Source organism: Acidipropionibacterium virtanenii (assembly GCF_003325455.1).
Classification (GTDB): domain Bacteria; phylum Actinomycetota; class Actinomycetes; order Propionibacteriales; family Propionibacteriaceae; genus Acidipropionibacterium; species Acidipropionibacterium virtanenii.
Genome location: NZ_CP025198.1, coordinates 2,050,235 through 2,077,009, shown reverse-complemented (window position 1 = coordinate 2,077,009; position 26,775 = coordinate 2,050,235). Strand labels below are relative to the sequence as shown.

General features: G+C 69.6%; 27 protein-coding genes. 17 read left to right on the top strand and 10 right to left on the bottom strand.

The features are described from left to right. Positions 1-29 precede the first annotated feature (29 nt). Together pip and JS278_RS09570 are read left to right on the top strand one after the other, a co-directional pair. Positions 30-1,034, top strand: coding sequence for a prolyl aminopeptidase (gene pip / locus JS278_RS09575; RefSeq protein WP_114046243.1), 1,005 nt, complete (start codon positions 30-32; stop codon positions 1,032-1,034). Positions 1,035-1,066: 32 nt separating this feature from the next. Beyond that, positions 1,067-1,486: a class I SAM-dependent methyltransferase gene (locus tag JS278_RS09570; RefSeq protein ID WP_114044971.1), complete on the top strand. Its 420-nt coding sequence runs from the start codon at positions 1,067-1,069 to the stop codon at positions 1,484-1,486. A 12-nt stretch (positions 1,487-1,498) separates the two neighbouring features. On the opposite strand, the gene JS278_RS09565 is transcribed toward JS278_RS09570, so the two are convergent. Next, entirely contained in the window at positions 1,499-1,819 is a 321-nt protein-coding gene (locus JS278_RS09565) for an Imm51 family immunity protein (RefSeq protein ID WP_114044970.1), read from the bottom strand. Between the two features lie 160 nt (positions 1,820-1,979). Between JS278_RS09565 and JS278_RS09560 the strand changes: the two genes are divergently transcribed. Both JS278_RS09560 and JS278_RS09555 read left to right on the top strand, forming a co-directional pair. Beyond that, complete coding sequence (locus JS278_RS09560; RefSeq protein WP_114044969.1) at positions 1,980-2,210, top strand: type II toxin-antitoxin system Phd/YefM family antitoxin; 231 nt, start codon at positions 1,980-1,982, stop codon at positions 2,208-2,210. After that, positions 2,207-2,596, top strand: coding sequence for a type II toxin-antitoxin system VapC family toxin (locus JS278_RS09555; RefSeq protein ID WP_220149955.1), 390 nt, complete (start codon positions 2,207-2,209; stop codon positions 2,594-2,596). The genes JS278_RS09560 and JS278_RS09555 overlap by 4 nt, the downstream gene beginning before the upstream one ends. 21 nt (positions 2,597-2,617) lie before the next feature. On the opposite strand, the gene JS278_RS09550 is transcribed toward JS278_RS09555, so the two are convergent. Next, a complete protein-coding gene (locus JS278_RS09550; RefSeq protein ID WP_114044967.1) occupies positions 2,618-3,745 on the bottom strand; it encodes an aminoglycoside phosphotransferase family protein in 1,128 nt (375 codons plus the stop codon). 133 nt (positions 3,746-3,878) lie between these two features. Between JS278_RS09550 and JS278_RS09545 the strand changes: the two genes are divergently transcribed. The 4 genes from JS278_RS09545 to era are packed head-to-tail and all read left to right on the top strand — an operon-like array spanning position 3,879 to position 7,696. After that, complete coding sequence (locus tag JS278_RS09545) at positions 3,879-4,883, top strand: PhoH family protein (protein WP_114046242.1); 1,005 nt, start codon at positions 3,879-3,881, stop codon at positions 4,881-4,883. Next, the gene (gene ybeY, locus JS278_RS09540; RefSeq protein WP_114044966.1) at positions 4,880-5,347 is read left to right on the top strand and encodes an rRNA maturation RNase YbeY; all 468 of its coding nucleotides are present in this window, start codon (positions 4,880-4,882) and stop codon (positions 5,345-5,347) included. The genes JS278_RS09545 and ybeY overlap by 4 nt, the downstream gene beginning before the upstream one ends. Continuing rightward, a complete protein-coding gene (locus tag JS278_RS09535; RefSeq protein WP_114044965.1) occupies positions 5,344-6,642 on the top strand; it encodes a hemolysin family protein in 1,299 nt (432 codons plus the stop codon). Before ybeY ends, JS278_RS09535 begins: the two co-directional genes overlap by 4 nt. Then, entirely contained in the window at positions 6,635-7,696 is a 1,062-nt protein-coding gene (gene era, locus JS278_RS09530) for a GTPase Era (RefSeq protein WP_114044964.1), read from the top strand. The genes JS278_RS09535 and era overlap by 8 nt, the downstream gene beginning before the upstream one ends. A gap of 18 nt (positions 7,697-7,714) precedes the next feature. Here era and JS278_RS09525 read toward each other — a convergent pair whose 3' ends face one another. Continuing rightward, on the bottom strand, positions 7,715-9,106 hold the full coding sequence (locus JS278_RS09525; RefSeq protein WP_114046241.1) for an amidohydrolase family protein: 1,392 nt from the start codon (positions 9,104-9,106) through the stop codon (positions 7,715-7,717). 340 nt (positions 9,107-9,446) lie between these two features. On the opposite strand from JS278_RS09525, the gene leuA reads away from it, so the two are divergent. From leuA to JS278_RS09500, 5 genes are all read left to right on the top strand, one after another. Next, positions 9,447-11,204, top strand: a complete 1,758-nt coding sequence (gene leuA / locus JS278_RS09520; RefSeq protein ID WP_114044963.1) for a 2-isopropylmalate synthase — start codon at positions 9,447-9,449, stop codon at positions 11,202-11,204. A gap of 165 nt (positions 11,205-11,369) precedes the next feature. After that, positions 11,370-12,326 carry a glutamate ABC transporter substrate-binding protein gene (locus tag JS278_RS09515; RefSeq protein ID WP_114044962.1) on the top strand — a complete coding sequence of 319 codons (957 nt, stop codon included), beginning with the start codon at positions 11,370-11,372 and terminating at the stop codon, positions 12,324-12,326. A 16-nt stretch (positions 12,327-12,342) separates the two neighbouring features. Further along, entirely contained in the window at positions 12,343-13,005 is a 663-nt protein-coding gene (locus JS278_RS09510; protein ID WP_114044961.1) for an amino acid ABC transporter permease, read from the top strand. Further along, on the top strand, positions 13,002-13,895 hold the full coding sequence (locus tag JS278_RS09505) for an amino acid ABC transporter permease (protein WP_114044960.1): 894 nt from the start codon (positions 13,002-13,004) through the stop codon (positions 13,893-13,895). The genes JS278_RS09510 and JS278_RS09505 overlap by 4 nt, the downstream gene beginning before the upstream one ends. A gap of 23 nt (positions 13,896-13,918) precedes the next feature. Next, positions 13,919-14,710 (top strand): class II glutamine amidotransferase, encoded by a 792-nt coding sequence (locus JS278_RS09500; protein WP_181833690.1) that lies wholly within the window; start codon positions 13,919-13,921, stop codon positions 14,708-14,710. 1 nt (position 14,711) lies between these two features. On the opposite strand, the gene JS278_RS09495 is transcribed toward JS278_RS09500, so the two are convergent. The 3 genes from JS278_RS09495 to JS278_RS09485 form a co-directional block, all read right to left on the bottom strand. Next, positions 14,712-15,443, bottom strand: coding sequence for an isoprenyl transferase (locus JS278_RS09495; protein WP_245935305.1), 732 nt, complete (start codon positions 15,441-15,443; stop codon positions 14,712-14,714). A gap of 123 nt (positions 15,444-15,566) precedes the next feature. After that, the gene (locus JS278_RS09490) at positions 15,567-16,169 is read right to left on the bottom strand and encodes a GNAT family N-acetyltransferase (protein WP_147243184.1); all 603 of its coding nucleotides are present in this window, start codon (positions 16,167-16,169) and stop codon (positions 15,567-15,569) included. Between the two features lie 68 nt (positions 16,170-16,237). Next, positions 16,238-18,922: a S8 family peptidase gene (locus tag JS278_RS09485; protein ID WP_114044956.1), complete on the bottom strand. Its 2,685-nt coding sequence runs from the start codon at positions 18,920-18,922 to the stop codon at positions 16,238-16,240. A 203-nt stretch (positions 18,923-19,125) separates the two neighbouring features. Between JS278_RS09485 and recO the strand changes: the two genes are divergently transcribed. Further along, positions 19,126-19,872 carry a DNA repair protein RecO gene (gene recO / locus JS278_RS09480; RefSeq protein ID WP_114044955.1) on the top strand — a complete coding sequence of 249 codons (747 nt, stop codon included), beginning with the start codon at positions 19,126-19,128 and terminating at the stop codon, positions 19,870-19,872. Positions 19,873-19,921: 49 nt separating this feature from the next. Here recO and JS278_RS09475 read toward each other — a convergent pair whose 3' ends face one another. Continuing rightward, positions 19,922-20,332 (bottom strand): Fur family transcriptional regulator, encoded by a 411-nt coding sequence (locus JS278_RS09475; protein WP_114044954.1) that lies wholly within the window; start codon positions 20,330-20,332, stop codon positions 19,922-19,924. A gap of 123 nt (positions 20,333-20,455) precedes the next feature. Here JS278_RS09475 and JS278_RS16015 point away from each other — a divergent pair, with 123 nt between their 5' ends. Then, complete coding sequence (locus JS278_RS16015) at positions 20,456-20,764, top strand: antibiotic biosynthesis monooxygenase family protein (protein ID WP_181833689.1); 309 nt, start codon at positions 20,456-20,458, stop codon at positions 20,762-20,764. Positions 20,765-20,851: 87 nt separating this feature from the next. Continuing rightward, complete coding sequence (locus JS278_RS09465) at positions 20,852-22,243, top strand: glycine--tRNA ligase (RefSeq protein ID WP_342767021.1); 1,392 nt, start codon at positions 20,852-20,854, stop codon at positions 22,241-22,243. 108 nt (positions 22,244-22,351) lie between these two features. On the opposite strand, the gene nadC is transcribed toward JS278_RS09465, so the two are convergent. Genes nadC through nadA form a run of 3 tightly spaced genes read right to left on the bottom strand, consistent with a single transcriptional unit; the run spans position 22,352 to position 25,949 of the window. Continuing rightward, positions 22,352-23,284: a carboxylating nicotinate-nucleotide diphosphorylase gene (gene nadC / locus JS278_RS09460; RefSeq protein WP_114044952.1), complete on the bottom strand. Its 933-nt coding sequence runs from the start codon at positions 23,282-23,284 to the stop codon at positions 22,352-22,354. Continuing rightward, positions 23,281-24,915, bottom strand: a complete 1,635-nt coding sequence (gene nadB / locus JS278_RS09455) for an L-aspartate oxidase (RefSeq protein ID WP_114044951.1) — start codon at positions 24,913-24,915, stop codon at positions 23,281-23,283. The genes nadC and nadB overlap by 4 nt, the downstream gene beginning before the upstream one ends. Further along, complete coding sequence (gene nadA, locus JS278_RS09450; protein WP_181833688.1) at positions 24,915-25,949, bottom strand: quinolinate synthase NadA; 1,035 nt, start codon at positions 25,947-25,949, stop codon at positions 24,915-24,917. The genes nadB and nadA overlap by 1 nt, the downstream gene beginning before the upstream one ends. Positions 25,950-26,040: 91 nt before the next feature. Here nadA and JS278_RS09445 point away from each other — a divergent pair, with 91 nt between their 5' ends. After that, positions 26,041-26,757: an NUDIX hydrolase gene (locus JS278_RS09445; protein WP_181833897.1), complete on the top strand. Its 717-nt coding sequence runs from the start codon at positions 26,041-26,043 to the stop codon at positions 26,755-26,757. Positions 26,758-26,775 lie beyond the last annotated feature (18 nt).

The window sequence follows — 26,775 nt, the reverse complement described above, 5'->3', positions numbered from 1 at the left end:
AGCCCTCCGTCCACCGCAAGGAGATCGTGATGACCGTTGCCACGGCCGAATTCGGAATCACCGCCGATCGGGAGTTGTACCCGCCGATCGAGCCCTACGACACCCGGATGGTCGACGTCGGCGAGGGCCAGCAGATCTACGTCGAGCAGTGCGGCAACTCCGAGGGGAAGCCCGTGGTCTTCCTGCACGGCGGCCCCGGGGGAGGCGGCGGCACCACCCGGCGGCAGTTCTTCGACCCGGACCGGTACCGCATCGTGGTGCTGGACCAGCGCGGATGCGGCCTGTCGACCCCGCATGTGGCACGGGCCAGGACCCCCGAGGAGATGGCCACCAACACCACCGGGAACCTGGTTGCTGACCTGGAGCAGGTGCGCGTCGAACTGGGCATAGAGGCTTGGCAGGTCTTCGGCGGATCCTGGGGATCCTGCCTGGCCCTGGCCTACGCCGAGGCCCATCCCGAGCATGTCTCCGAACTCGTGCTGCGCGGCATCTTCACCCTGCGGCAGTCCGAACTGGACTGGTACTACAACGGCGGTGCCGCCAATGTCTTCCCGGAGTTGTGGGAGCGCTTCTCCGAGCCGTTGCGCCGCGCCGGCCACGACTTCTCCCGTGACAACATCCCGGCCTACTTCGACCTGCTCTGGGACCCGGATCCGGAGGTCCACGGACCGGCGGCGGTGGCATGGTCCACCTGGGAGGCCGCGACCACCACGCTGGCCTTCGACGAGGAGCACATCACCGAGTTCGCCGCCCCGGACTACGCCCTGGCCTTCGCCCGGATCGAGAACCACTACTTCGTCAACCACGGATTCATGACCGAGGGACAGCTCATCCGCGACGCCGGACTGCTGGCCGGCATCCCCACCGTCATCGTCCAGGGCCGCTACGACATGTGCTGCCCGGCCACCACCGCCCACGACCTGGCGAGGGCGCTGCCCGGCGCCGACCTGCGGATCGTCATGGCCGGCCACTCGGCCTTCGAGCCGCTCATCACCTCCGAACTGGTCAAGGCCTGCGACGAGTTCGCGAAGTGACCTGAAGGTCGGACGAGTGGATTCATCGGGGGATGACGGCTGACTCCACGGCGAACGACCTGGCGCCGCGCATGCTCGACGTCGCCCGGCGCCATCTGCCCGATGCGGCCCTGAGGGGCGGGGACGCCACGAGCCTGCCCTTCGACGACCGCTCCTTCGACCTGGTCATCTGCGCGGCGGCACTGCACCTGATGCCCGACACCGAGGCCGTCGTGGGGGAGTGGGCGCGAGTGCTGCGCCCGGGCGGCCGGGCGGTCACCGCCGCCTTCATGGCCTCCGATGCCGCCGCCCACGGCGGCCCGAACCCTGATCGTGAACGCTTCGACAGCCTGGAGAAAGTGGCGGCCGTGCTGTCCGCCTCCGGATTCCGGTCCGGGCGTCACAAGGTCTTCCGCCATGGCGGCGACGCCGTCCTCATCGCCGAGTGGCTCGACGGCAGAGACGGTGGTTGATCGGTGCGGCCGTCAGTCGTCGAACTCCACGCCGTCGGAGTCCGCCTGGGAGATCAGGGCGGAGACGCGGTCCGGATCGGCGAGCAGGGCGTCCAGCCACGGTGCGAGCTTCTCGAGGACGGCCCGGTCCCCGGTGGCCGAGAACATGTCGGCCTCGGAATCCATCTCCAGCGCTTCGGCCCCGGGAAACGCGTACTGCACGAGGCCCTCCCAGAAGTAGCCGTTGGGTTCATGCCCGGCGGCCCTGACGGCGGTATCGGCCGGGTGGGTGCCGGCGTCGAAGTTGACGGACGAGCCGCCGTCGAAGTCGATGACAGTGATGGGTTCGGTCATGGGTCATCGATACCAGAACGGGCGGTCAGGATCGCTGCGGATCGCTGAGACATGGCTGGAACGGCAGTTGCACGGTTGCGGAGATGGGTTCTCGCCCGCAGGCGCCTTCATCGGACCAGGGTTGACCAACCGGGGTTGACCAGACGGCTATTCTTGGGCCATGAGCACAGTGAAGGTGCAGTACGCGAAAACTCACCTGTCCGCCCTCCTCTCATCTGTTGAGGACGGCAAGGAGGTGACGATCGCGCGCGGGGACAGGCCGGTGGCCAGGCTCGTGCCGATCGAGCCGCCATCCGAGAGAGAACTCGGTTTCGTGCCGTACCAGGTGCCCGAGGAGTTCTTCGAGCCTCTCGACGAGGAGGAGTTGGACCTCTGGGAGGGGCGGGCGTGACGTACCTTCTCGACACCCACGCTCTCCTGTGGGCTCTCACCGATCCGTCGAGGCTCGGCCCCCACGCTCATGAGGTGTTGGTGAACAGGTCGTCGTCCATCGTGGTGTCGGCAGTCACGGCCTGGGAGATCGCGACGAAGCATCGGCTCGGGAAACTGCCTCAGGCCGACGCCCTGCTCGGCGCCTACGGCAGACACCTCGACCGGCTCGGTGCCGAGAGGCTGCCCGTGTCCGAGGAGCACGCCCTGCTGGCCGGTCGGCTCGACTGGGCCCACCGCGATCCCTTCGACCGGATGCTCGCCGCACAGGCGATCCTGGAATCCCTCACCCTGGTCACCGCCGACGAGGCGTTCACGAGCCTGCCCGGCATCACCCTCCTGTGGTGAGTCCGGGAACCAACCGGAGCATCACTCGCGGCTGAAGCAGGGGTAGAACGGCAGCTGCGCCGGCCATCCCCAGTCGCGCACCGCCTTCTCGGCGGCCCGGGCGCACAGGCCCGCCAGCACCGGGGCCGCCACCGCCTGCTCGCCGGCTCTGCGCCACAGGCTCACCAGCCGGGTCCGCCCTCCTGAGAACCGGCCCAGATCCTCGCGGCGCCGCAGCGGCTCCAGGGTGAGTTCGGTCATCTGCAGGGCTGCCGACAGCACCGCCAGGCCCACCATCCGGTCCATGGCCGGATCGTCGAGCAGATCGACCAGGCCCTCAAGGCCCGTGCCGAAACCGGTCATCACGGCCGCCTGGAACTCGTCGGGCACCCGCGCCAGCAGCCCGCTGGCCGGCCATGGGGAGACCAGCCCGGCCAGATCCACCGCAATGTGGTGATAGGAGGCCGCCTCCAGATCCAGTGCCCGCACCACCACATCCGAGCCCTCACCCGGACCAGTCATCACCAGGTTGTCGGGGGCCGGATCGGCCTGGCTCACCACCCGAAGCCCCTCGACGCCGGCCAGGGAGTCGAGGCGGTCGACCTCCTGGGCGACCTCCTCCTCGACGCCGGCGTCGACTCCCAGCACCTCGGCCAGCCGCGCCGCACCCCGGCGCGGCAGCCGGGGAGAGGCCGGGCCCCCGGCGCTGCCAGTACCCGGATCGGCCCGGCGCACCAGATCCTGGAAGTCGTCGACCACCCTCAGGGAGGCGGTCAGGGAGGCGGCCGTGTCGCGGCCCCACACATAGCCGGCCTCCAGGGCTGCATCCGGATCAGGGCCTCCGAGCAGGCCGGCCAGGGTGGGGGCCGTGCCCAGATCCTCCATGACCACCACGCCCAGGTCCAGATCGGCCGCCAGAAGCCGCGGCGCCCCCGGCACGCAGCTCAACCCGGCCCATTCGCGCACCAGACCGAATCCTCCGGAGTTGTGGGACATGGCGCGCGACCGGAAGCATTTGGCCACCACGGTCCGGGCGCCCCCGCTGGCAGTCGTCGGGCCGTCCACCCAGCACCGGGCCACCGTGGTGCGTATGCCTTCCCGCAGCACCCGGTCCACCGACAGCTCGGTGCCCAGCGCGAACGCGGCGTCATCGATCCAGCCAAGACCCATGGTCACATTCCACCACGACTACAGTTGGGCGGGTACACCCGCAACTCATCTGGAGAGCACCCTGACCACCAGCACCCGAACTCTTCCCGCCAGTCCCGGCACCCGCACCTTCACGGTGCCCGCATCGGTGTCGATGGTGTCCCTGGTGGGCCCCAATGACGAATACCTGCGCCGTCTGGAGGACGCTCTCGAGGCCGGGATCCTGGTACGTGGCGACGAGGTCCATCTGACCGGGACCGCCGCCCAGATCAGCGAGGCCACCGAGGTCCTCACCGAACTGGTGACGATCATCCGGACCGGTCACGGACTGTCCGCCGACGATGTCGAGAGGGTCGTGGCGATGAGCCGCGACGGCGAGGAGCCCGCGGCCGTGATGACGGCCGACATCCTCTCCAACCGCGGCAGGACCATCCGCCCCAAGACTCTCAACCAGAAGCGCTACGTCGACGCCATCGACGCCCACACCGTCGTCTTCGGCATCGGCCCGGCCGGCACCGGCAAGACCTACCTGGCGATGGCCAAGGCCGTCCAGGCGCTCCAGAACAAGTCGGTCAGCCGGATCATCCTGACCCGCCCCGCCATCGAGGCCGGCGAGCGGATCGGTTTCCTGCCCGGCACCCTCTCGGAGAAGATCGACCCCTACCTGAGGCCCCTCTACGACGCCCTGCGCGACATGGTCGATCCCGACGCCGTGCCCCGGCTGCTCGCCGCCGGAACCGTCGAGGTGGCCCCGCTGGCCTATATGCGCGGACGCACCCTCAACGACGCCTTCATCATCCTCGACGAGGCCCAGAACACCTCCCCGGAGCAGATGAAGATGTTCCTCACCCGCCTCGGCTTCGGCTCGAAGGTCGTGGTGACCGGCGACGTCACGCAGGTCGACCTGCCAGGCGGGGTCACCAGCGGGCTGCGCATCGTGCAGAACATCCTCGACGGCATCGACGACATCGCCTTCTGCAACCTCACCAGCCGCGACGTCGTCCGCCACCAGCTCGTCGGGCGGATCGTCGCCGCCTACGACCAGTACGACGCCGTGATCGAGGGGCGCGCCGAACAGGCCGGGAACCGGGAGCAACGACGCAGCACCAGGAGCAGGGACCGGCGCCCGGGCCCCCAGGAGTCCAGGAGACAACGATGATCGACATCAACAACGAGTCCGGCGTCGAGGCCGACGAGCAGGGCCTGGTGGGGCTCGCCCGCTTCGCGATGGACCGGCTGCGGATCCACACCGAGGCCGAGCTGTCGATCCTGCTGGTCGACGAGACGACCATGGCGTCCTACCACGAGAAGTTCATGGGTCTGCCCGGCCCCACCGACGTGCTCAGCTTCCCGATGGACGAGCTGCGCGCCCCCGACGACGGCGAGGAGCCGCCCAACGGCGTCCTCGGCGACATCGTGCTGTGCCCCACCGTCACCGCCCGCCAGGCCGCCGAGAACGGCCGGACCCCCGACGGCGAGGCCGAGTACCTGCTGATCCACGGCATGCTCCACCTGCTCGGTCACGACCACGCCGAGCCCGAGGAGAAGCGCGTCATGTTCGGCCTCAACGACGAGATCATCAGCGCCTGGGATCTGGCGCGGGGGCAGGCCGCCGCCCGATGACCCATCACCAATGGATCGAGCTGGCCGTCGCAGCCGCGCTGGCCCTGGCCGCGGCCGTCGTCGCGGCCGCCGAGACGTCGCTGCAGCACCTCTCACGCAGCCGGGCCGAGGATCTGGCGGCCGACGGGAGGGCCGGCACCGCGCGGGTGCTGCGGATGGTCGAGGAGCCCGCCCGCTACATCAACACCGCGATGCTGGTGCGGATCGGCTGCGAGACCTCGGTCATCGTGCTCGCCTGCCAGGCCCTCTTCCCCCACCTGGGCGGTCCCTGGCAGCGGGTGCTCGTGGTGGTCGCCGCCATGGTGCTGGTGAGCTTCCTGCTGTGGGGCGTCGCCCCGCGCACCCTCGGCAAGCAGCACGACGCCGCCGTGTGCCGGGTCCTGTCGCGGCCCTGGTCGGCGGTCACCCGGGTGCTCGGGCCGATCACACGGGGGCTCATCATGATCGGCAACGCGCTGACCCCGGGGAAGGGATTCATCGACGGCCCCTTCACCACCGAGGCCGAGCTCCGCGACATGGTGGACTACGCCGAGGCATCCGACCTCATCGAGGCCGGCGAGCGGGAGATGATCCATTCGGTCTTCGAGCTGGGCGACACCTACCTCAAGGAGGTGATGGTGCCGCGCACCGACGTGGTCTACATCGAGGCGGGCAAGACCCTGAGACAGGCCATGTCGCTGGCACTGCGCTCCGGATTCTCCCGGCTGCCGGTGGTCGGGCGCAGCCTCGACGACATCCAGGGAGTGGTCTACCTCAAGGATCTGGCCCGCAGGGTCCAGGACAACCCCGGCGGCCAGCGCCACGAGATGGTGTCCTCGGTGATGCGCGAGGCGGTGTTCTACCCCGACTCCAAACCGGTCGACGACGTGCTGCGCGACATGCAGCGCGACCGCAATCACATCGTCATCGTCATCGACGAGTTCGGCGGCACCGCCGGGCTGGCGACCATCGAGGACATCGTCGAGGAGATCGTCGGCGAGATCGTCGACGAGTACGATGCAGAGCCGACGTCGACCGAGGAGATCGAGCCCGGCGTCTTCCGGGTCTCATCCCGGATGCCCGTCGACGATCTCGGGGAGCTGTTCGACCGCAAGGTCGACGACGAGGACGTCGAGACCGTCGGGGGGCTGCTCGCCAAGGAGCTGTCGGTGGTGCCGCTCCCGGGCTCTCGGATCGTCTGGGAGGGCATCGAGATCACCGCGGAGAAGGCCGGTGGCAGGCGCCACCAGGTCGACACATGCCTGGTGCGGCTGGCACCCGAGGAACCCAGTGAGGACGAGGAAGACGATGACTGACCCCACCACCCCCCAGCACGCCGAGCCCGGCGAGGAGGCGGAGACCACGCCCAGCCTGGCCGATCTGATGGACGGCGAGGACGAGGACATCTCCGACGTCGATTACGTGGCCGGGCGGGTCGCCCAGGCCACGAGGCCTGGATTCCGCTCCGGCTTCGCCTGCTTCGTCGGCCGACCCAACGCCGGCAAGTCCACCCTCACCAACGCCCTGGTCGGTTCGAAGATCGCGATCGCCTCCGACAAGCCCCAGACCACCCGGCACGCGGTCCGCGGCGTGGTGGCCACCGAGGACGCCCAGCTCGTCCTCATCGACACCCCCGGGCTCCACAGGCCCCGCACCCTGCTGGGGGAGAGGCTCAACGACCTGGTCCGCGAGACCTGGTCCCAGGTCGACGTCATCGGGGTCTGTCTGCCCTGCAACCAGCGGATCGGGCCGGGCGACACCTATCTTGTGGGCGAGATCGCCAAGCTCGGCTCCAGGGTGAAGATCGTCGCCCTGGCCACCAAGGCCGACCTCGTCTCGCACTCGCGACTGGCTCAGCACCTGACCGCGATCGCTGCTCTGGAGGACGACCTCGGGGTGCACTTCGAAGAGATCGTGCCCTGCTCGGCGGTCTCCGGGGAGCAGGTCGCCGAGGCCCGGGACGCCATCATCGGACTGCTGCCCGAAGGCCCGGCCTACTATCCCGACGGCGAGATCACCGACGAGCCGACCGAGACGCTGGTCGCCGAGCTGATCCGCGAGGCGGCCCTGGAGGGGGTCCGCGAGGAGCTGCCGCACTCGATCGCCGTGGAGATCGAGGAGATGGGACAGCGCGAGGGCCGGTCCGCCGACAAGCCGCTGCTCGACGTGGTCGCCTCCCTCATCGTGGAGCGCGACTCCCAGAAGGGCATCATGATCGGACGCGGCGGCACCCACATCAAGGAGGTCGGCACCCGGGCCCGTGCCCAGATCTCCGCGCTGCTCGGCACCCCGGTGCACCTGAACCTCCAGGTGAAGGTCTTCAAGGACTGGCAGTCCGACCCGAAATACCTCAACCGGCTCGGTTTCTGAAGCCGTCGGCGGCCGCGCTCAGAGCCTGGTGTGGCTGATCCGCCCGCCGGCCATGGTGAGTGCGGAGACCGGGGACGCCAGTTCGTCGCCGTGGAGTTCGAAGGGGTTGGCGTCCAGGGCCACCAGATCGGCGGGCCCGCCGACGCGCACCGCGTCGATCCCGTGGGTGGAGGCGCGCAGCGCCTGCGACATCGTGATCGCCTGCTCCGGGTGCCAGGCCGGACGGTCGTCGCCGGTGCGCTCGACCGCCACCCTGATGGCCAGCCAGGGGTCCACCGGTGAGACGGGGGCGTCGGATCCCAGGATGAGCCGGGCCCCGGCCTCCAGCAGATCCCGGAACCGGAAGCTCCGCGCCGCCCGATCCGTCCAGATCGCATCGGTGGTCTCGCGGTCGTCGATCAGATGGGCGGGCTGGACGCTGGCGGTCACGCCGAGCTGGGCGAAACGCCGCAGGTCGGCGTCGGCCACCAGTTGGGCGTGCTCGAGGAAGCCGTGGGCCCCGGAGCGTTCGAAGGCGTCCAGGACGACGCCGACCGCGAGGTCCCCGATGGCATGCGCGGCCGGTGTCAACCCGGCGGCCCGCGCCCGCCGCATGAGCTCGACCAGTTCGTCGGGGGCCACCGAGTCCACTCCGGTGCGATCGGGGCCGACGGCACCGGGATAGGGGCGGTGGCACCAGGCCGACCGGGTCGACATCGACCCGTCGACGATGATCTTGAGCGGCCCCATCGTCACCAAGGAGCCGGGCGTGGCGGGCCGTCCGGTCCTCAGGCCCCGGTCCACGGCTTCGTCGAGACGGTCGGGGTAGACGGAGACCTCGACGCGCATCGGGCAGCCGCCGGCACTGCGGCGCGCCGTCCACACGTCGACACTGCTGGAGAATTCCATGTCGCGGATGCCCACCACGCCGCAGGCGGCGGCCCGCCGGCAGCACTGGTCCAGCCAGCCGTTGAGAATCCTGCGGGGCACCCGGGCCAGCCGGGTCTGGGCAGCGAAGGAGTCGGCCTCGGTGAGGAAGCCGGCCTTGCCGTTCATCCCCAGTTTTCTCAGCGCCGCGGTGCTGCACCAGGTCGAGTGCAGGTCCGCCGAGACGATCGCCACCGGCCAGGGGCCGCAGACCGCGTCCAGGTCGGCCGCGCTCGGATCGGCCCGCCACCGGGAGGCGCGCAGCCCGAACCCCTGGATGATGATGTCCTGCCCGTCGCCGGGAAGTCGTTCCAGATGGTCGTGCACCGTCTGGAGGACCTCTGCCGGCGATGCCGTCTGGGAGACCTCGAAGCGCCGGGAGGCCAGTGCCCACTGCTCGGCGTGGACATGCTCGTCCCACAGCCCGGGAATCACCGTCCGCCCGTCCAGGTCGGCCACCGTGACGTCGTCGGTGTCCCGGGGGCGGCCCGTCGTCGGCCGCATCGACGCCACCCGGCCCTCGCGCACCAGGATGTCGCAGGGATCATCGAGAGTGCCGGTCACCAGATCGAGGAGCCGGGCGCGGTGCAGAAGTGTGGCCACAGCGCCGATCCTGCAACGCGCCGGCCGGGTCCGCAACGCGACTCTCCGACGCCCGCGAACCGGCCCGGTGCTTCTCCAGTGCTCCCGAACGCTTCCCAATGCCGGCCGTGGGGTGCTAGCGTGCCATTCGTGGCGCGCGTTCTCCTGCTTCCGTGCCGCAGCGGGGCCCGTTGACGGGTAGCCCCCTCGCTGCGGGTACTTCGGCTGCCCATGAACAACCGGAGCAATTCAGGAGACCATCATGACCCGCTACCAGCCCAGCCCCTGCCAGCTGACCTCCCCGATGCCGATCGGGCGGTACAAGCCCTTCGTCCCCCAGTCGCTGCCCGACCGCACGTGGCCCGACAAGAAACTGGACAAGGCCCCGCGCTGGCTGTCCACCGATCTGCGCGACGGCAACCAGGCGCTCATCGACCCGATGACCACCTCCCGCAAGCTGAGGATGTTCAAGCTGCTGGTCGAGATGGGCTACAAGGAGATCGAGGTCGGCTTCCCCTCGGCCTCTCAGACGGATTTCGACTTCGTCCGGCAGCTGATCGAGGAGGATCTGGTACCCGACGACGTCACCATCTCGGTGCTGACCCAGGCCCGCGAGGACCTCATCGACCGCACGGCCCAGAGCCTGATCGGCGCCCACCGCGGCACCATCCACATGTACAACGCGGTCGCCGAACTGTTCCGCCGGGTGGTCTTCCACGTCGATGAGAAGCAGTGCATCGACCTGGCCCATCAGGGCACCGAGTGGGTCGTCAAGTACGCCGACAAGTACCTGAGCGACGTCCAGTTCGGCTACGAGTACTCCCCGGAGATCTTCACCCAGACCCCGACCGATTTCGCCATCGAGGTGTGTCACTCGGTGATGGACGTCTGGCAGCCCGAGGCCGGTCGCGAGATCATCCTCAACCTGCCGGCGACCGTGGAGATGAGCACCCCCAACACCTACGCCGACCAGATCGAGTACTTCAGCCGCACCATCCGCGACCGGCAGAACGTCTGCGTCTCGCTGCACCCGCACAACGACCGCGGCACCGCGGTGGCCGCGGCGGAACTGGCCCAGATGGCTGGCGCCGACCGCGTCGAGGGCTGCCTGTTCGGCCACGGCGAGCGCACCGGCAATGTCGATCTCGTCACCCTGGGCATGAACCTGTTCAGCCAGGGAGTCGACCCGAAGATCGACTTCTCCGACATGCCGAAGATCCGGCGCACCGTCGAGTACTGCACCGGCCTGCCGGTCCCGGCCCGCCAGCCCTACGCCGGCGATCTGGTCTTCACCGCCTTCTCCGGCTCCCACCAGGACGCCATCAAGAAGGGCCTGGAAGATCTGGAGCACCGGGCGCAGGACCAGGGCGTCGGCCTGCACGAGGTGGACTGGGAGGCTCCCTACCTGCCGGTCGACCCGCACGACGTGGGCCGCACCTATGAGGCCGTCATCCGCGTCAACAGCCAGTCCGGCAAGGGCGGCATGGCCTACCTGATGAAGACCGAGCACCAGGTCGACCTGCCCCGGCGCCTGCAGATCGAGTTCGCGAAGACGGTGCAGAGGTTCACCGATGAGGAGTCCCGCGAGGTCGCCCACGATGAGATCTGGGACCTGTTCAGCAAGGAGTACCTGCACACCACCGGCCTGGAACTGGTCTCGCGCACGACGACATCGGGGGAAGCCGGTCATCAAGTCTCCGCGGTGGTCCGGATCGACGGCCAGGAGGCCTCGATCAGCGGCGAGGGGAACGGCGCGGTCTCGGCCTTCGTCGACGCGCTGGACTCCCTGGGCGTGGTCGTCCACGTGCTGGACTACTCCGAGCACGCGATGACCTCGGGCGGGACGGCGAAGGCCGCCGCCTACGTCGAGTGCGAGATCGGCGACGGGGACTCCACCCAGATCCTGTGGGGGGTCGGCATCGATCCCGACATTACCCAGGCCTCGCTGAAGGCGGTCACCAGTGCGGTGAACCGCTCCCAGGTGACGGTGCGTCCCGCGGAGGTCGCCGCTGCCCGCTGAGGCATCGGTCACACGAATTCACCAGCGCCGGGTGGTTCACCATTGACGGTGAACCGCCCGGATCTAATGTGAGACGAAATATCAGCAAATGGGACAGATTCGGTCGTACTCGCGTTCGTGGCCATGATGTTCCAGCACCAGCCACCACGGATCTCAGGAGCAGTCATGACATCGATCCAGTTCAACCGGCGACGCCTTCTGAGTCTCGGCCTCGCAGCCGGGGCGACGGCGGCCCTGGCCGCGTGCTCGAGCGGGAGCGACGCCCCGGCGTTGCCGGGGGAGGGTTCCTCGTCAGCCTCGGGCCCCAGCTTCGACTCCATCGTCAAGGCCGGACCGAAGGCCTCCGACTCCGAGATCTCCGGCAATGCCTGGGCCAAGAAGATCAAGGATTCCGGTGCGCTGCGCTGGGGTGGCACCCTGACCTCCTCGCTGTTCAGCCTCAAGGACCCGTCCACCGGGAAGGTCACCGGATTCGACGCAGGCATCGTGCAGCTGCTGTCGCGCTACATCTTCGGCTCCGACGACCCGATGTCCACGGTCAAGAACACCGAGGTGAGCGTCGACACCCGTGAGACCCTGCTCATCAACAAGAGCGTCGACGTCGTCGTGGCCACCTACTCGATCACCGATGAGCGCAAGAAGAAGATCTCCTTCGCCGGCCCCTACTACACCTCGGGCGTGGGGATCGCGGTCAAGAAGGGCGACACCTCGATCAAGACTGTCGCCGACCTCACCGGCAAGGTGCTGGTGACCCAGTCGAACTCGACCGGTCTGGCGGCCATCAAGGACAAGGTGACCAAGCCCAAGCAGGTGCTCACCTTCTCCGGCAACGCCGAGTGCCAGGCCGCCGTGGTCCAGGGACGTGCGGCCGCCTACGTCAACGACCAGTCCCTGCTGCTGGCCGCCGCGGCGCAGAAGAAGCAGATCCAGGTGGTGGGCGAGCCCTTCACCAGCGAGCCCTACGGCATCGGGATCGTCAAGGGTGACGCCGACGCCCTGACCTTCGTCAACGGCTTCCTCAAGAAGATCGAGGGGGACGGCACCTGGAAGAAGCTGTGGACCTACAGCTTCGGCTCGCTGATCTCCGGTGGGGCCCCGACCCCGCCGGCCATCGCGGCCTGACCATCAGCGCCCGGACATGAATTTCGCAGTCGTCGGCCAGTACTGGGGACTCATCGCGCAGGGCATCGGCATCACCGTCGGGCTCGGTGTGCTGGGCTTCCTGGGCGCCATGGTGCTGGGCACTGTGATGGCGGTGTTCCGGATCTCCCCGATACCACCGTTGAGGATCTTCGGTGCGATCTACGTCGAGGTGTTCCGCAACATCCCGCTGCTGAGCCTGCTCATCCTCATCGTCTTCGGGCTTCCGGACGCCGGGCTGCGGCTCTCCCTGTTCTGGAGCGCGGTCGCGGCGATCGTGCTGGCCAGCGGCGCCTTCGTCTGCGAGACGGTGCGCTCCGGGATCAACGCGGTGGGGCTCGGCCAGATCGAGGCGAGCCGGGCCATCGGGATGTCCTTCGGCCAGGTGCTGCGCCATGTCGTCCTGCCCCAGGCCCTGGCGACCATGGTGCAGCCGCTGACCAATGTCTTCATCGGCACGGTGCTGGGCTCCTCCCTGGCCGCGGCGGTGGGGGTGGCCGAACTCACCAACGTGACCCAGCAGATCAACCTGCTGACTGCAGAGGCCGTGGTGACCTTCCTCCTCACGGGGCTGGTGTACCTGGCGATCTGCCTGCTCATCGGGGCGGGCGGGGGCTGGCTCGACCGACGGCTGAGACGAGTGACGGGAGTCATGGCATGAGCGCTCCCAGCGATGCCGCGCTGCTCTTCGACGCCCCGGGTCCCCGGGGCCGGCGACGCATCCTCGTGTGGTCGGTGATCAGCACCCTGGCGATCCTCGGCGTCATCACCGCAGGACTGACGGTCTTCGCCCAGCACGGCCAGCTCGCCCCCGACAAATGGACGCCGTTCACCAGCGCCGGATACATCAACTTCCTCTGGAAGGGTCTGGAGGGCACGATCGCGGCCACCGCGGTGGCCATGGTGGTGGCCTTCCCGCTGGCTCTCGGCCTGGCCCTGGCGAGGGTCTCGCGGAACCGGGCGGTGTCGGCGATCGCGACGGGCTGGATCGAGTTCTTCCGCGCCATCCCGATGCTTCTGATCGTCTACGCCTTCCTGCTGTTCCTGCCCCGCGAGCCCATCGGACTGGATCTCCCACTGTTCTGGAAGCTCGTCATCCCGATGATCATCACCTCCTCGGCCACCACCGCCGAGACTTTCCGCTCGGGCATCCTGGCCGTCGACGGCGGCCAGTGGGAGGCCGGCCGGTCGATCGGGCTCACCGAGGGCCAGTCGATGCGGCTGGTGATCCTGCCCCAGGCGATCCGCCTGGTGGTGCCGTCGCTCATCAACGCGCTCATCAGCCTGCTGAAGGACTCGACCCTGGGCTATGTGGTGTCCTATCCGGAGCTCACCCAGCAGGGCAAGGTCATCACCACCTACACCGGGCTGATGATCCAGACCTATATCGTGGTCGCGGTGATCTACGTCGTCATCAACATGATTCTGTCGCGGGTCGCGGGCCGCCTGGACCGGCGCATGCACCGGCGGGCCGCAGCTGCGACCGGTGCCGAAGGGGCCGAGGTCATTGACGAGTTGGAGGCCGGGGACGTGGCGGGAAGGCTGTCCTGAGGATGTGCAGACTGTTCGGATTCATGACGGATCGGCCCAGGGCGGTGGCCGCGGCCGCGGGTGAGGATCTGCGGACCTTCCACGACCTGGGCCGCATCCACCGCGACGGCTGGGGGATCGCCGCCTGGCAGGGCGATGAGCCGACGGTCGTGCGCGATCCCGGACCGGTGATGCAGTCGACGAGATTCTGGCCGATGGTCGACGCCCTGGTCACCGACCAGGCGATGTTCCATCTGCGACTGGCCTCCGAGGGCCTGGCCGTCACCACCGAGAACTGCCATCCCTTCCGCGCCGGGAATGTCTGCTTCGCCCACAACGGGCAGTTCGACAAGAGCCCGGCGATCGTGGCGGAGGCCTCGGCCACCTCCAGCTACCGGCCCCGGGGCACCACCGATTCGGAGCTGTACTTCGCCCTGATCCTGGGCCACCATGAGCGCGGCGCCGACTGGCCCGAGGCCATCATGGCCGCGGCGCGCACCATCATCGATCTCGTCCCTCAGGGCCGGGTGTGGGCGCTGGACTGCCTGCTGGGCACCCCCGAGGCGCTCTACGCGTTCAGCCTGGCCTTCCCCGAGCAGGTGCCGGACAAGCCGGAGGGGTACTTCGACCTCCACTTCCTCAGCACCGAGGACGAGGGCGGCCGCTCGCTACGGATCTCCTCCCAGGGACCCGAGTCCCCCGAATGGACGCTGCTCACCCAGCGCACGGTGCTGAGGATCGAGCGGAGCACCCTCACCCTGTCGACGACGCCGTGGCAGCGACCCCGCCGGGCCCGCAGCCGCCTCGAGTTCGCCTCGCAGCGCTCCTACCCGTGATTCAGCTGCCGGACGCGTCGTCCTCGGGCACCTCGTCGGACACGCTGTCGGGCACGATGTCGGGTACCGCGCCGCCGAAGCGGCGGTCCCGCGCGGCGTACTCGAGGACCGCCGCCCACAGGTCACGGCGATCGACGTCGGGCCACAGCACGTCGGAGAACACCATCTCGGCGTAGGCCGACTGCCACAGCAGGAAGTTCGAGGTGCGCTGTTCCCCCGAGGAGCGCCAGAACAGGTCGACGTCGGGGATCTCGGGCTCGTCGAGGTGGGTGCGGAAGGTCTTCTCACTGATGTGCTCCGGGTCGAGCCTGCCGTCGGCGGCCTGGCGGGCGATCTCGCGCACGGCGTCGACGATCTCGGCGCGCCCGCCGTAGTTGACGCAGAACTGCAGGGTCAGGACGGTGTTGTCGGCGCTCTGGTCCTCGGCCTCCTCCAGCTCCCTGATCACCGAACGCCACAGTCTGGGGCGCCGGCCCGCCCAACGGATCCGCACCCCCATGGCGTCGAGCTGGTCGCGGCGCCGGTGGATGACGTCGCGATTGAATCCCATCAGCCATCGCACCTCGTCGGGGGAGCGCTTCCAGTTCTCGGTGGAGAAGGCGTAGGCCGACAGGTACGGGATTCCCAGCTCGATGGCTCCCTCGATGACGTCGAAGAGGGCGTCCTCGCCGCGAGCATGACCCTCGGTGCGCCGCATACCGCGCTGCTTGGCCCAGCGCCCGTTGCCGTCCATGACGATCGCGACGTGGCGGGGGATCAGGTCCTTCGGCAGCTGTGGGGGCCTGGCCCCCGAAGGGTGGGGGATCGGCCCGCGCTTGGGCGGACGGGGTCGGGTGCTGGCAGCCATGACGCCAGACTAGCGAGCCCGCGATCCCGTCCCGGGCTCCCGCAGCGTCTTCTCGACGAGGACCGCGCGGCGGGCCCGCCCGATCTCGGCGAAGCCGGCCGCCAGGAAGGTGCTGAGGATGCCGGTGTACAGGTCGGAGCCGGGCCGCTTCCCATCGGAGGTGTCGACGGGCCGGGCGAAGAGGCGGCGAGCCCCGTGCGTCCAAGCCTCCTCGATCGCGGCGTCGAGCAGGCGGGTGGCGATCCCGCGGCGCCGGAATCCGACCCGGATGACGAAGCAGGTCACTGCCCAGAGGTCCGGATCCTCGGGGGTCTGGTCGGCGGGGGAGCGCCACAGCCGCGGATAGGCCGAACGGGGGCCCAGTGCCACCCAGCCGACCGGTTCGCCGTCCAGATAGCCGATGAGCCCGGGCGGCGTCGCATCGGTGCGGATGTGGTCGACGAGCCCACGACGGTTGGTCTCGACCTGGTTGAATTCCCAGTCGGGTCTGGTGAAGTACTGGCACCAGCAGTGCGCGGCGCCGCCCCGGGTGCCGTAGACGGCGGCGATGTCGTCGATCCGTCCCGGATCGGCCGGATGGATCTCAAGGTCTGTGACGGGTGAGGTGGGCATGGTCCGATCCTGCTCCCCGATCGGGTCGGCGGACCCGGGCGCCGGCGCGGCCGGGCCCACCGACCCGATCAGGAGACCGGCAGGAGCGCGGCCTGGGTGCTTCCGGACCTGTTGTCGGGGGTCACCACCATCAGCCCCAGGGGTTTCTGCCGGGCGATCTCGACCGCCGATGCGGCGACGGTCACGCCGACCGACCGGTTGATCGGCACGCCGATGTCAGTCGCGGCGTCCAGCGCCGGGGACCACGGGTTGTATCGCGCCCACCTGGAGTCGAAGGAGTCCTCGCCTCCGTTGCCCCCGTATCCGGAGACCGTGTAGGAGAACGTCCCTGCCGAGGATCCGATCCCCAGATCGGCGGCGGTGACCGGCATCTGGATGGTGCTCGCATCGGTCGGGGAGATCGCGAGGAAACCGGACGCGGAGATCGCCCCGGTGTCGGTGTTCTGGATGAAGACCTCGGTCGTCCCGTCCGGTGCCCCCCTGCGCACCAGGCCTGAATCTGTGGCGAAGACGATGCGGTCGGCGGTGCCGTCGCCGTCGGTGTCGACCGCCACGTCGAACTCGTCGGCCGCCGGACTGGACCAGCGGTCCCAGGTGTTGACGGCGAAGACGACCACGGGCTGCGAACCGACCCGCATCGTCTGGACCCCCGCTGCCCGAAGGTCGTGGCCGGAGCCGCCGGACAGGGTGGGATCCTTGCTGCGGTCGGCCAGGCCCCAGGTGTACACGCTGGAGGCGGCCGCCAGGGCGCCGCCACGGTTGGTGAGGGTGAGGCTGGTCGGACGGCCGGCCCTGATGCCACCGGCCGCGGCCCGGGGGGTGGATCGTGCCGAGGCCGTCACGGCGGTCTGGGCCCGGGGCACCATCAGGTAGGGCAGCTGCAGCGTGTCGCGGCCCGAGGCGATCACCACCGTGCCCGATATCTCATGAAAGCCGGTCGCGTCGTTCAGCGAACTGCCGACGGTTGATGCCCGGGCCCTCAGGCTCACCTGGATCCGTGCGCTGGAGTGCGGCCTGACCGTCACCCGCCGGGCGCCGAGGGAGAGGGTCGCGGGACGGGAGTTCGTGGCCGCCCGACTGCTCAGCGTGTAGGTCACCGGTCGGGACCCGGTGTTGGTGATGGTGAGGCTGCGGCGCCCGCCGAGCATGGAGGTCGACTCCTGGAGACCGAAGCTCAGGCCGGCGGTGATGACCCGTCCGGCGGGCACCCGGTACGAGTCGCCCTCGACGGCGGTAGTCGTGCTCACCGCCCGTGCGGGATCGATCAGGCCGCCGCCCAGCACGGGGCTGTATCCGGGCACATCGGTGGACGCCGTGGACACCAGTGCTGCCGAGATCCGGGAGGCCTTCCAGCCGGGGTGGGCCTGGACCGCCAGGGCGGCCACCCCGGCCACCTGAGGGGTGGCCGACGAGGTGCCCGACATCTCGACGGCACCGGTCCCCGTGCCGATCGCGGCCGAGGGCACCAGGACCCCAGGCGCCGCGACGCCGGAGGTCAGGCTCGAGTCCCCGCCGGCCGGGCCCGCCGAGCTGAAGGGGGCGTATCCGCGGTATCCGGGCAGAGAGGCCGCGTTGTTGACGGCGGCGACCGGGACGACGCCGCGCCCGGTGCCCGGCGCCCCGGCCAGGTACGGACTCTGTCCGGCATTGCCGGCGGCCGCGATGACCACGGTGCCGGCGGCCACGGCATTGCCGGCGGCGACCGCGTCGGGGTCATCGGGGCGGCCGTAGACTCCGCCCAGCGACATGTTGATGACATCCATGTGGTGGGCGACGGCCCAGTCGATGGCCTCGGTGGTGAGGTCGCTGGTGCCCGTGCAGCCGAAGATCTTCAGCGGGTACAGGTCGGCCTGTGGGGCGACCCCCGGCGCGACCGGCAGGCCCGCGACGCCGGAGACGCTGTACGAGCCCCGGTAGGTCTTCCCGGTCGACGTCACCCCGGATCCGGCGAGCACTCCGGAGACGTGGGTGCCGTGGCCGATGCAGTCCATCGGGTTGGAGTCGGGCGCGGGGGTGAGTGCCGCCCCGGTGCCCGAGGAGTTGTATGCGTCTCCGGCGAAGTCGTAGCCGCCCTTGATCCGGGCGGCCCGGGGCCCGATCAGGGAGGGGTCGGGGGAGGCCGCCGATGCGGATCTGGCCGTGTCGTAGGCGGCCGTGGTGCCCGGGCCGCCGAAGTCGGCATGGGTGTGGTCGAGGCCGGTGTCGATCACCGCCACCTTGATGTTCCTGCCGGTGTGGCCGGTGCTCTGCCACACCTGCGGCACGCCCAGATAGGTGTTCGGCGCGGTGGCGGAGGAGTCCGAGGAATCCGCGGAGTCCGAGGCGGTCCTGGGGGTCACGACATGCACGGACTCGACGCCGGGCAGGGCGGTGAGCGCCTCGATCTGCCCGCGGGCGATCCTGACATGGACGCCGTTGTAGGCCGACTGCATCAGGGAGACGACGCGTCCTCCGCGCGCCCGGATGCGCCCGGTGACGGAGTCCTGTCGGGTGCGCAGGGTGGTGCGGATCCGGTCGGTCTCGGCGGTCGGCAGATCTTTGCCGGCCTTCGCCTCCACGGTGGCGACCGGGTCGCCGGTCATCTGCACGATGACGTTGACCTCGGCGTCGGGAGCGGCCATTCGCGCCGTGGCACTGGTGCTGATCGGCCCGGCGGACCGGGCCCTGCGGAGCTGGTCGCCGCCGGTGGCCGGGGCGGCGAGGGCCGGCTGCGGCGACATGGACAGGACGGTCGCGACGGAGACTGCGGTCACGACGAGGTGAAGAACTCGTCGCCGGCGGTGGGCTGATGGCGCTGGAGCACTGGACACGATCCTGACCCTATTGTGCAGGGGCCTTGTTGTGCAGATGCCTGATTGCGCAGGGGCCGTCGCGGGGCGACATCGCGCGTGTCGGCCCTCGGCCCGTCGGCCCTGTGGGAGTCGTGCATGTCACCGTGGCGAGAGAGGATGGGGACATGCCTACCTACCGGGACCGAGCCGTCGTGCTGCGGACCCACAAGCTCGGGGAGGCCGACCGGATCATCACCATGCTCACCTGCGATCACGGCAAGGTGAGGGCGGTGGCACGAGGAGTCCGTCGCACCTCCAGCAAGTACGGGGGACGGCTCGACCCGTTCAACCTCGTCGACATCCAGCTGGTCATCGGCCGCAACCTCGACGTCGTCGCCCAGGTGGAGAGCCTCCACGCCTACTCGGCGCCACTGCGGCTGGATTACCCGCTGTTCACCGCCGCCGAGGTGATGGTCGAGGCAGCCGACCACCTGGTGCCCGTGGAGAAGGAGCCGGCACCGGCCCAGTACCGGCTGCTGGCCGGCGCCCTGCGGGTGCTGGGGGCAGGCACCACCGACGGCCCCAGGCCGGCGGCCATGGTGCTGGACTCCTACCTGCTGCGCGCCCTGTCGGCCGCCGGGTACGCCCCCGACCTGGTCGACTGCGTCCGTTGCGGGGCCTCAGGCCCTCACCCCGGGTTCTCCCCGAGCATGGGCGGGATGGTGTGCGTCAACTGCCAGCCCCCCGGCACCCCCCACCCCAATCCCGAGACCATCGGCTACCTACGGGCCCTGCTCACCGGCGACTGGGCGGCGACCCGGTCGATCGCGCCGGTGCGGGTACGGGAGGGTTCGGGACTGGTGGCCGCCTTCGTCTCCTGGCACATGGAGCGCGGGCTGCGCTCCTTGCCGCTGATGGACCGCACCCGTTAAGTCGGGGGCGGGCCCGGTGGGCTCCACCGGGATGTCTGCGCGGTGTCGGTCAGGTCGAGCACTGCGAGCACAGCCCGAACAGCTCCAGCTCGTGACCGGTGTCGCTGAAGCCGTGGCGGGCGGCCACATCGGCGGCCCACTGCTGGATCGTGTCGTCCTGTCCGATCTCGACCACCTTGCCGCACTGGCGGCACACCAGATGGTGGTGGTGCGAGGTCGAGCAGCGCCGGAAGGTCATCTCGCCGTCCTCGGCACGGATGACGTCGAGCTCACCGTCCTCGCCCATCGCCTGCAGGTTGCGGTAGACGGTGGCCAGCCCCACCTTCACGCCCCGCTCGCGCAGCTCGTCGTGGACCTGCTGGGCGGTGAGGAAGGTCTCCTCGTCGTCGAACAGATCGTTGATGGCGGTGCGCTGTCTGGTGATGCGCTTGGCCGGCCTGGCGGTCTCGCCGGTGTACACGGATCCTCACCTCGATCGGGGCTGACGGAGGGGGACCGTGCCCGGCCCCCGGGCACCCAATCTACCCCTGACCAGCCGCCGAGTAAGGGTCACCTCACCAGGGGGGCCGCTAACCTTGCGCACGTGATCGTCATCCTCAGGTTCAGCGCCCCGGACGGCCAGTGGCCCGCGCTACGGTCCGCCCTCGGCGCCCTGATCGGCCATCTCGAGGAGTGCCCCGGCCTGGAGGGCCTGGACGCCGGGCGCAACGTCGATGACGAGGAGCTGGCCGCCGTCGTCACCCGGTGGCAGAGCCCCAGAGCATGGCGCTCGGCCTTCGGTGGCGCGGCCGGCCGCGCCGCATTCATGGGCGTCGCGCCGTGGATGCTCGATGAGCCCAGTGCCTACCTCGGCCTGGACGATGACCAGATCAACCTGCCGCGCCGGTCCTGACCGCGGCCCGCGAACGGTAGTGTGGATCATCGCGTGGACGCCATCCTGGCGCCCACTCCAATGAGGACTTGGAAGAAAGGGACGGCCTTGGCCCCCACCAGCACACTCGACAGCGTCACCAATCTCTGCAAGCGCCGGGGATTCGTGTTCCCCTGCGGCGAGATCTACGGCGGCTCCCGGGCCGCCTGGGACTACGGTCCCTACGGCGTCGAGCTCAAGGAGAACATCAAGCGTCAGTGGTGGCGGTCCATGGTGACCAGCCGCGACGACATCGTCGGACTCGACTCCTCGGTGATCCTGCCGAAGGAGGTCTGGATCGCCTCCGGTCACGTCGGGGTCTTCAACGACCCGCTGACCGAGTGCCTGTCCTGCCACAAGCGGATGCGCGCCGATCACCTTCAGGAGATGCACGCCGCCAAGCACGGCATCGCCGATCCGGACTCGGTCAAGCTCGACGACGTCAACTGCCCCAACTGCGGCACCAAGGGCCAGTGGACCGAACCCCGCGATTTCAACATGATGCTTCGGACCTACCTGGGCCCCGTCCAGGACGAGTCCGGACTGCACTACCTGCGTCCCGAGACCGCTCAGGGCATCTTCATCAACTTCCAGAACGTGGTGACCAGCGCCCGCAAGAAGCCGCCCTTCGGAATCGCCCAGACCGGCAAGTCCTTCCGCAACGAGATCACCCCCGGAAACTTCATCTTCCGCACCCGCGAGTTCGAGCAGATGGAGATGGAGTACTTCGTCGTGCCCGGCACCGACGAGGAGTGGCACCAGTACTGGATCGACACCCGCACCGACTGGTACGTCGACCTGGGCATCGAGAGATCCAACCTGCGCCACTTCGAGCATCCCAAGGAGAAGCTCTCCCACTACTCGAAGCGCACCGTCGACATCGAGTACAAATTCGGCTTCGTGGGTTCCGACTGGGGCGAGCTGGAGGGCATCGCCAACCGCACCGACTTCGACCTGGGCACCCACTCGAAGCACTCCGGCAAGGACCTGTCCTACTTCGACCAGAAGGAGAACAAGCGCTACCTGCCCTACGTCATCGAGCCGGCGGCCGGACTCACCCGGTCGCTGATGGCCTTCATGGTCGACGCCTACACCGAGGACGAGGCGCCCAACACCAAGGGCGGGGTGGACAAGCGCACCGTCCTCAAGCTCGACAAGCGCCTCTCGCCGGTCAAGGCCGCGGTGCTGCCGCTGAGCCGCAACTCCGATCTGTCGCCCAAGGCCCGCGATCTGGCCGCCACGCTGCGCAAGCACTGGAACGTGGACTTCGACGACGCCCAGGCGATCGGCAAGCGCTACCGTCGCCAGGACGAGATCGGCACCCCGTACTGCATCACCGTCGACTTCGACACCCTCGAGGACAATGCGGTGACGGTGCGCGATCGCGACACCATGGATCAGGAGAGGGTCTCGATCGATCAGATCGAGAGCTATCTCGGATCACGCCTCATCGGCTGCTGAACAGGTCCGAGGCCGATCAGGCCCGCATGACGCGAGGAGCTCCGGGAACCTGCACGGTTCCCGGGGCTCCTCGCAGCCGCGCAGATCATGGACGTCCGCGAAGATGGATCAGTCCATGTCCAGGCCCAGATCCAGCACCGGTGCCGAATGGGTCAGCGCGCCCACCGCGACATAGTCGACGCCGGTGGCGCCCACCGCGGGCGCGTCGGGCAGCGCGAGGCCCCCGGACGCCTCGGTGGCCACCCCGGCCGGGCGGCAGATCGCCACTGCCCGGGTCATGACGTCGGGAGCCATGTTGTCCAGCAGCACCAGCCGGGCCCCGGCGGCGACCGCCTCGCGCACCTGGTCGAGGGTGTCGGCCTCCACCTCGCAGCTCACGCCCGGGGCGTGGGCCCGCACCGCCTCCAGGGCCGCGGCGACCGATCCGGCCGCGGCGATGTGATTGTCCTTGATGAGGGCGGCGTCTCCCAGCCCCATCCGGTGATTGACGCCACCGCCGCAGCGCACCGCGTACTTCTGGAGAACTCTCAGCCCCGGCACCGTCTTGCGGGTGTCGCGGACCCGGGTCGCCGAACCCTCCAGCGCGTCGGCCCAGGCGGCGGTGGCGGTCGCGACGCCCGACAGCTGGCCCAGCAGGTTCAGCATGGTGCGCTCGGCGGTCAGCAGGTCGCGCAGCGGCGCCTCGACCACCAGCACGGCGTCGCCGGGGATCACCCGTGACCCGTCATGGAGGAGGACCGACGTCGTCGCCTCGTTGCCGTTGCGCCACGCCAGCAGGTGCAGCGCGGCCGCGGCCACCGGTACGCCGGCCAGGCAACCCTCGGCCCGGGACACCACCCGGGCCCGGCCGCGCCGGGACTCGTCGAAGATCGCTCCGGTGGTGACGTCCGGGCCCCAGGACAGATCCTCATCAAGGGTCCGCGCCACCGTGTCGAGGACGTCCTGGGGGGAGAGGCGGGCCGCCTCCAGATCCGCGAGGATCCGGTACGGCAGAACGGCCCCGGGACGGGCGGTCGGGGAGCGGTGAGCTGTGGTGGTCATGCGGCCTCCTGGTGGTCACGGACCGGATCGCTGAAGGCCGGCGCCGGCCGGCCGTCGTCGTCCAGCCACTGGTCGATGTGGAGACGCCACTCGTGCCTGCGGACGGTGACGTCGCTGCGGCGATGGCAACCGCGGGACTCGGTGCGCCGCGCGGCGGAAGAGGCCACCAGAGCGGCGGCCGTGGCCGCATTCGTGGCACTGAGCACGGAATCGTCGAGGTGACCGGCCTCGGGCAGTTCCGAGATGACGGTGAGGGCCTCGAGCAGACCGGACGCCTCGCGGAGCACCGACACATGCTGCCCCATCACCCGGCGGATCCCATCGAGACCGGAGCCGGCGATCAGGACCGCCGCCCGGCGATCCACCGGTTCCCCGGGCCGGTGAGGGGCACGAAGCTCGTCGACCAGCTCCCGGGCCGCACGCTCTCCCATCACCAGGGCCTCGGTCAACGAGTTGGAGGCCAGCCGGTTGGCGCCCTGGACGCCGGTGCAGGCCACCTCGCCGACAGCCCGCAGCCCGGGCACCGCCGTGAGACCCGACATCGTGGCGGCGACTCCTCCGCAGTGGTAGTGCGCTCCCGGGCGGACCGGGATCGGCTCGGTGACGGGATCGACGCCGCGGGCCCGGCACATCGCCAGGATCGACGGGAAGGAGTTCTCCCAGCGCGCGGACCCGAAGAAGGTGGCGTCGAGGAAGAGGTGGTCTTGGCCGGTGGCGGCCATATGAGCCTGCTCGGCCGCCGAGACCACATCTCGAGGAGCCAGGTCGGCCAGCGGATGGACGCCGGCCATCACCCGGCGTCCGTCGCGGTCGATGAGGACGGCGCCCTCACCGCGGACCGCCTCGGAGATGAGCACGCCCCGGTCGCCGGGGGTCCGGTACTGCGGGGGCACCACCAGGATCGTCGGATGGAACTGCATGAACTCGGCGTCGCGCACGGTCGCGCCGGCCCGCAGCGCGGCCGCCAGACCGTCTCCGGTGGAGACCTCCGGGTTGGTGGTGGTGGGCCACAGCTGGCCGATCCCTCCGGTGGCCAGCAGCACCGCGCGTGCGCGGATGCGCCCGGTGACGCCGTGCTCGTCGAGCACCGAGACTCCGCATGCGGTTCCGTCGGCGTCGGTGAGGACGTCGATCAGGCGGGTGCCGGCAAGCATCTGGAGGCGCTCGCGCAGGGACTCGGTGAGGGTGCGCTCGACCTCGTGGCCGGACTGGTCCCCGCCGGCGTGCAGGATGCGACGGGCGTGGTGGCCGCCCTCCAGATGAAGGTCGATCCGCCCCTCGGCGTCGGTGTCGAAACGGGCGCCGAGCCCGATGAGCCGGCGCAGCGCCCCGGGGGCGTGGGAGACGAGATCGGCCACGGCCTCCTCATCGCACAGCCCGGCACCGGCGGTCAGCGTGTCCGACAGGTGGAGGTCGACCGAATCGGCGGGAGACCAGACCGCCGCCAGGCCGCCCTGGGCCCAGTCGGTGCTGGAGTCGGCGATCTTGCCGCGGGTCACCACGGCGACGTCGATCCCGGCGGCGACGAGACTGACGACGGCCGACAGACCGGCGGCACCGGTGCCCACCACCACGACGTCGCAGCTGCGGGTCCACGATGCCGGTCGGACCGGCAGCTGGGTTCCGCGCATCACTCCCCGCCTCCCGGATTGCCGATCGCGATCATGCGTTCGACGGCCCTGCGGGCCCTCACCGCGATCGCCGGATCGACGACGACCTCGTCGTGACCCTCCGTGATGCAGCTCAGCAACTTGTCGCGTGTGGTCATCTTCATGAAGGGGCAGATCGCGCCGGGATTGACCGGCTGGAAATCGGTGGTGGCGTTGGCATGGCGCAGCTGGTGCAGCATGCCCACCTCGGTGGCCACCAGAACCTTCGCCGAGGAGGTCGCACGGGCGGCGGTGAGCATGCCGCCTGTCGACAGGATGTGGGTCCGCTCGGGAGGCAGATCGCCCTGCCCGGCCAGCCACAGGGCGCTGGTGGTGCAGCCGCACTCGGGGTGGACGAAGAGCTCGGCATCCGGGTTGGCGTGCACCTGATCGATGAGATCGGTGGGGGAGATGTCGGCGTGCACGTGGCACTCGCCCATCCAGGTGTGGATGTTGTCGCGGCCCAGGGTGCGGCGCACATGCGCGCCGAGGAACTGATCGGGGCAGAACAGCACGTCGGTGCCGGCGGGGATGGAGCGGACCACCTCCAGGGCGTTGGAGGAGGTGCAGCAGATGTCGGTCTCGGCCTTGACCGCCGCGGTGGTGTTGACATAGCTCACCACGACGGCACCGGGGTACTGGGCCTTCCACTCGCGCAGCTGGTCGGCGGTGATGCAGTCGGCCAGGGAGCAGCCGGCCCGGGCGTCGGGGATGAGGACGCGCTTGTCGGGGGAGAGGATCTTGGCGGTCTCGGCCATGAAGTGCACACCGGCGAAGACGATGGTGGAGGCGTCGCAGTCGGCGGCGATGCGCGAGAGTGCCAATGAGTCACCGACGTGGTCGGCGACATCTTGGATGGCCGGGTCCTGGTAGTTGTGGGCCAGGATCACGGCGTCCTGCTCGCGGGCCGCGCGCCTGACCTGTTCGGCCCAGGTTGAGACGGCGGCGTCCTGCGCGGTGGCCCGAGGCGGTGCTGTGGGCCGCGGGGCGACGGGCTGCGGGGTGATGGTGCTCATCGGGACTCCTGTCCTCAACCTGTAAGCGACTATGAAGCGATAAGTTATCGACGATGAGTCGAAAACATGGGAACTGTAGCATGCCGGTGTGATGAGAGCACCGTTCCGGGACCAGCGAGGGGTGGCGAAGTACCGGCACGAGGTGCTCGCCGTGGTGCTGCGGGCGGGCGAGGCCTCCCGGCTGCAGGTGCTGGCACGACGCCGTGACCACGAGCCCTTCGCCGGCCGGCTCGCACTGCCGAGCGGCCCCGTCGAGGTCTCCGAATCGATGGAGGAGGCGATGGATCGCCACCTGGCGGATCAGCTGGGCCTGGCCGGCCTGGCCCATCGCGAGCAGTTGGCCACCTACTCCGATCCCGGACGCGATCCCTTCGAGAGGACCATCGCCACCGCCTACCTCGGCCTGGTGCCGTGCGACCGTCAGGAGGACCTGGCGATCGGGGCCGTATGGGTCGACGCCGTCGACCTTCCCGAGCTGGCCTTCGACCATCACCTCGTCGTCGAGACGGCCCTGGAGCGGTTGAGGGGCAAGATCTCCTACACCAACATCGCCTTCGCCCTGGCCCCGGCCGAGTTCACCATGGCGACCCTGCGGGCCATCTACGGGGCGGTGCTGGGCCACGACGTCGATGTCACCAACCTGTCCCGGGTGCTGCGCCGGCGCAGACAGATCGAGCGGGTCGGCATCCTGGCGGAGCCGGGAGCGCGCGGCGGACGCCCACCGAGCACCTGGCGATTCACCGAGGACTCGTACCGGGTCACCGATCCCTTCGCCGCGCTGGGGCCCGGAAGGGGACATGAGGTGTGAGGATGAGGGGACAGGCGT

Excerpts from the sequence above, each read along its gene's own strand:
- pip (WP_114046243.1), top strand. The coding sequence starts at position 30 with ATGACCGTTGCCACGGCCGAATTCGGAATCACCGCCGATCGGGAGTTG.
- JS278_RS09570 (WP_114044971.1), top strand. The coding sequence starts at position 1,067 with ATGACGGCTGACTCCACGGCGAACGACCTGGCGCCGCGCATGCTCGAC.
- JS278_RS09565 (WP_114044970.1), bottom strand. The coding sequence starts at position 1,819 with ATGACCGAACCCATCACTGTCATCGACTTCGACGGCGGCTCGTCCGTC.
- JS278_RS09560 (WP_114044969.1), top strand. The coding sequence starts at position 1,980 with ATGAGCACAGTGAAGGTGCAGTACGCGAAAACTCACCTGTCCGCCCTC.
- JS278_RS09550 (WP_114044967.1), bottom strand. The coding sequence starts at position 3,745 with ATGGGTCTTGGCTGGATCGATGACGCCGCGTTCGCGCTGGGCACCGAG.
- JS278_RS09545 (WP_114046242.1), top strand. The coding sequence starts at position 3,879 with ATGGTGTCCCTGGTGGGCCCCAATGACGAATACCTGCGCCGTCTGGAG.
- ybeY (WP_114044966.1), top strand. The coding sequence starts at position 4,880 with ATGATCGACATCAACAACGAGTCCGGCGTCGAGGCCGACGAGCAGGGC.
- JS278_RS09535 (WP_114044965.1), top strand. The coding sequence starts at position 5,344 with ATGACCCATCACCAATGGATCGAGCTGGCCGTCGCAGCCGCGCTGGCC.
- era (WP_114044964.1), top strand. The coding sequence starts at position 6,635 with ATGACTGACCCCACCACCCCCCAGCACGCCGAGCCCGGCGAGGAGGCG.
- JS278_RS09525 (WP_114046241.1), bottom strand. The coding sequence starts at position 9,106 with ATGCGGCCGACGACGGGCCGCCCCCGGGACACCGACGACGTCACGGTG.
- leuA (WP_114044963.1), top strand. The coding sequence starts at position 9,447 with ATGACCCGCTACCAGCCCAGCCCCTGCCAGCTGACCTCCCCGATGCCG.
- JS278_RS09515 (WP_114044962.1), top strand. The coding sequence starts at position 11,370 with ATGACATCGATCCAGTTCAACCGGCGACGCCTTCTGAGTCTCGGCCTC.
- JS278_RS09510 (WP_114044961.1), top strand. The coding sequence starts at position 12,343 with ATGAATTTCGCAGTCGTCGGCCAGTACTGGGGACTCATCGCGCAGGGC.
- JS278_RS09505 (WP_114044960.1), top strand. The coding sequence starts at position 13,002 with ATGAGCGCTCCCAGCGATGCCGCGCTGCTCTTCGACGCCCCGGGTCCC.
- JS278_RS09500 (WP_181833690.1), top strand. The coding sequence starts at position 13,919 with ATGACGGATCGGCCCAGGGCGGTGGCCGCGGCCGCGGGTGAGGATCTG.
- JS278_RS09495 (WP_245935305.1), bottom strand. The coding sequence starts at position 15,443 with ATGGACGGCAACGGGCGCTGGGCCAAGCAGCGCGGTATGCGGCGCACC.
- JS278_RS09490 (WP_147243184.1), bottom strand. The coding sequence starts at position 16,169 with ATGCCCACCTCACCCGTCACAGACCTTGAGATCCATCCGGCCGATCCG.
- recO (WP_114044955.1), top strand. The coding sequence starts at position 19,126 with ATGCCTACCTACCGGGACCGAGCCGTCGTGCTGCGGACCCACAAGCTC.
- nadC (WP_114044952.1), bottom strand. The coding sequence starts at position 23,284 with ATGACCACCACAGCTCACCGCTCCCCGACCGCCCGTCCCGGGGCCGTT.
- nadB (WP_114044951.1), bottom strand. The coding sequence starts at position 24,915 with ATGCGCGGAACCCAGCTGCCGGTCCGACCGGCATCGTGGACCCGCAGC.
- nadA (WP_181833688.1), bottom strand. The coding sequence starts at position 25,949 with ATGAGCACCATCACCCCGCAGCCCGTCGCCCCGCGGCCCACAGCACCG.
- JS278_RS09445 (WP_181833897.1), top strand. The coding sequence starts at position 26,041 with ATGAGAGCACCGTTCCGGGACCAGCGAGGGGTGGCGAAGTACCGGCAC.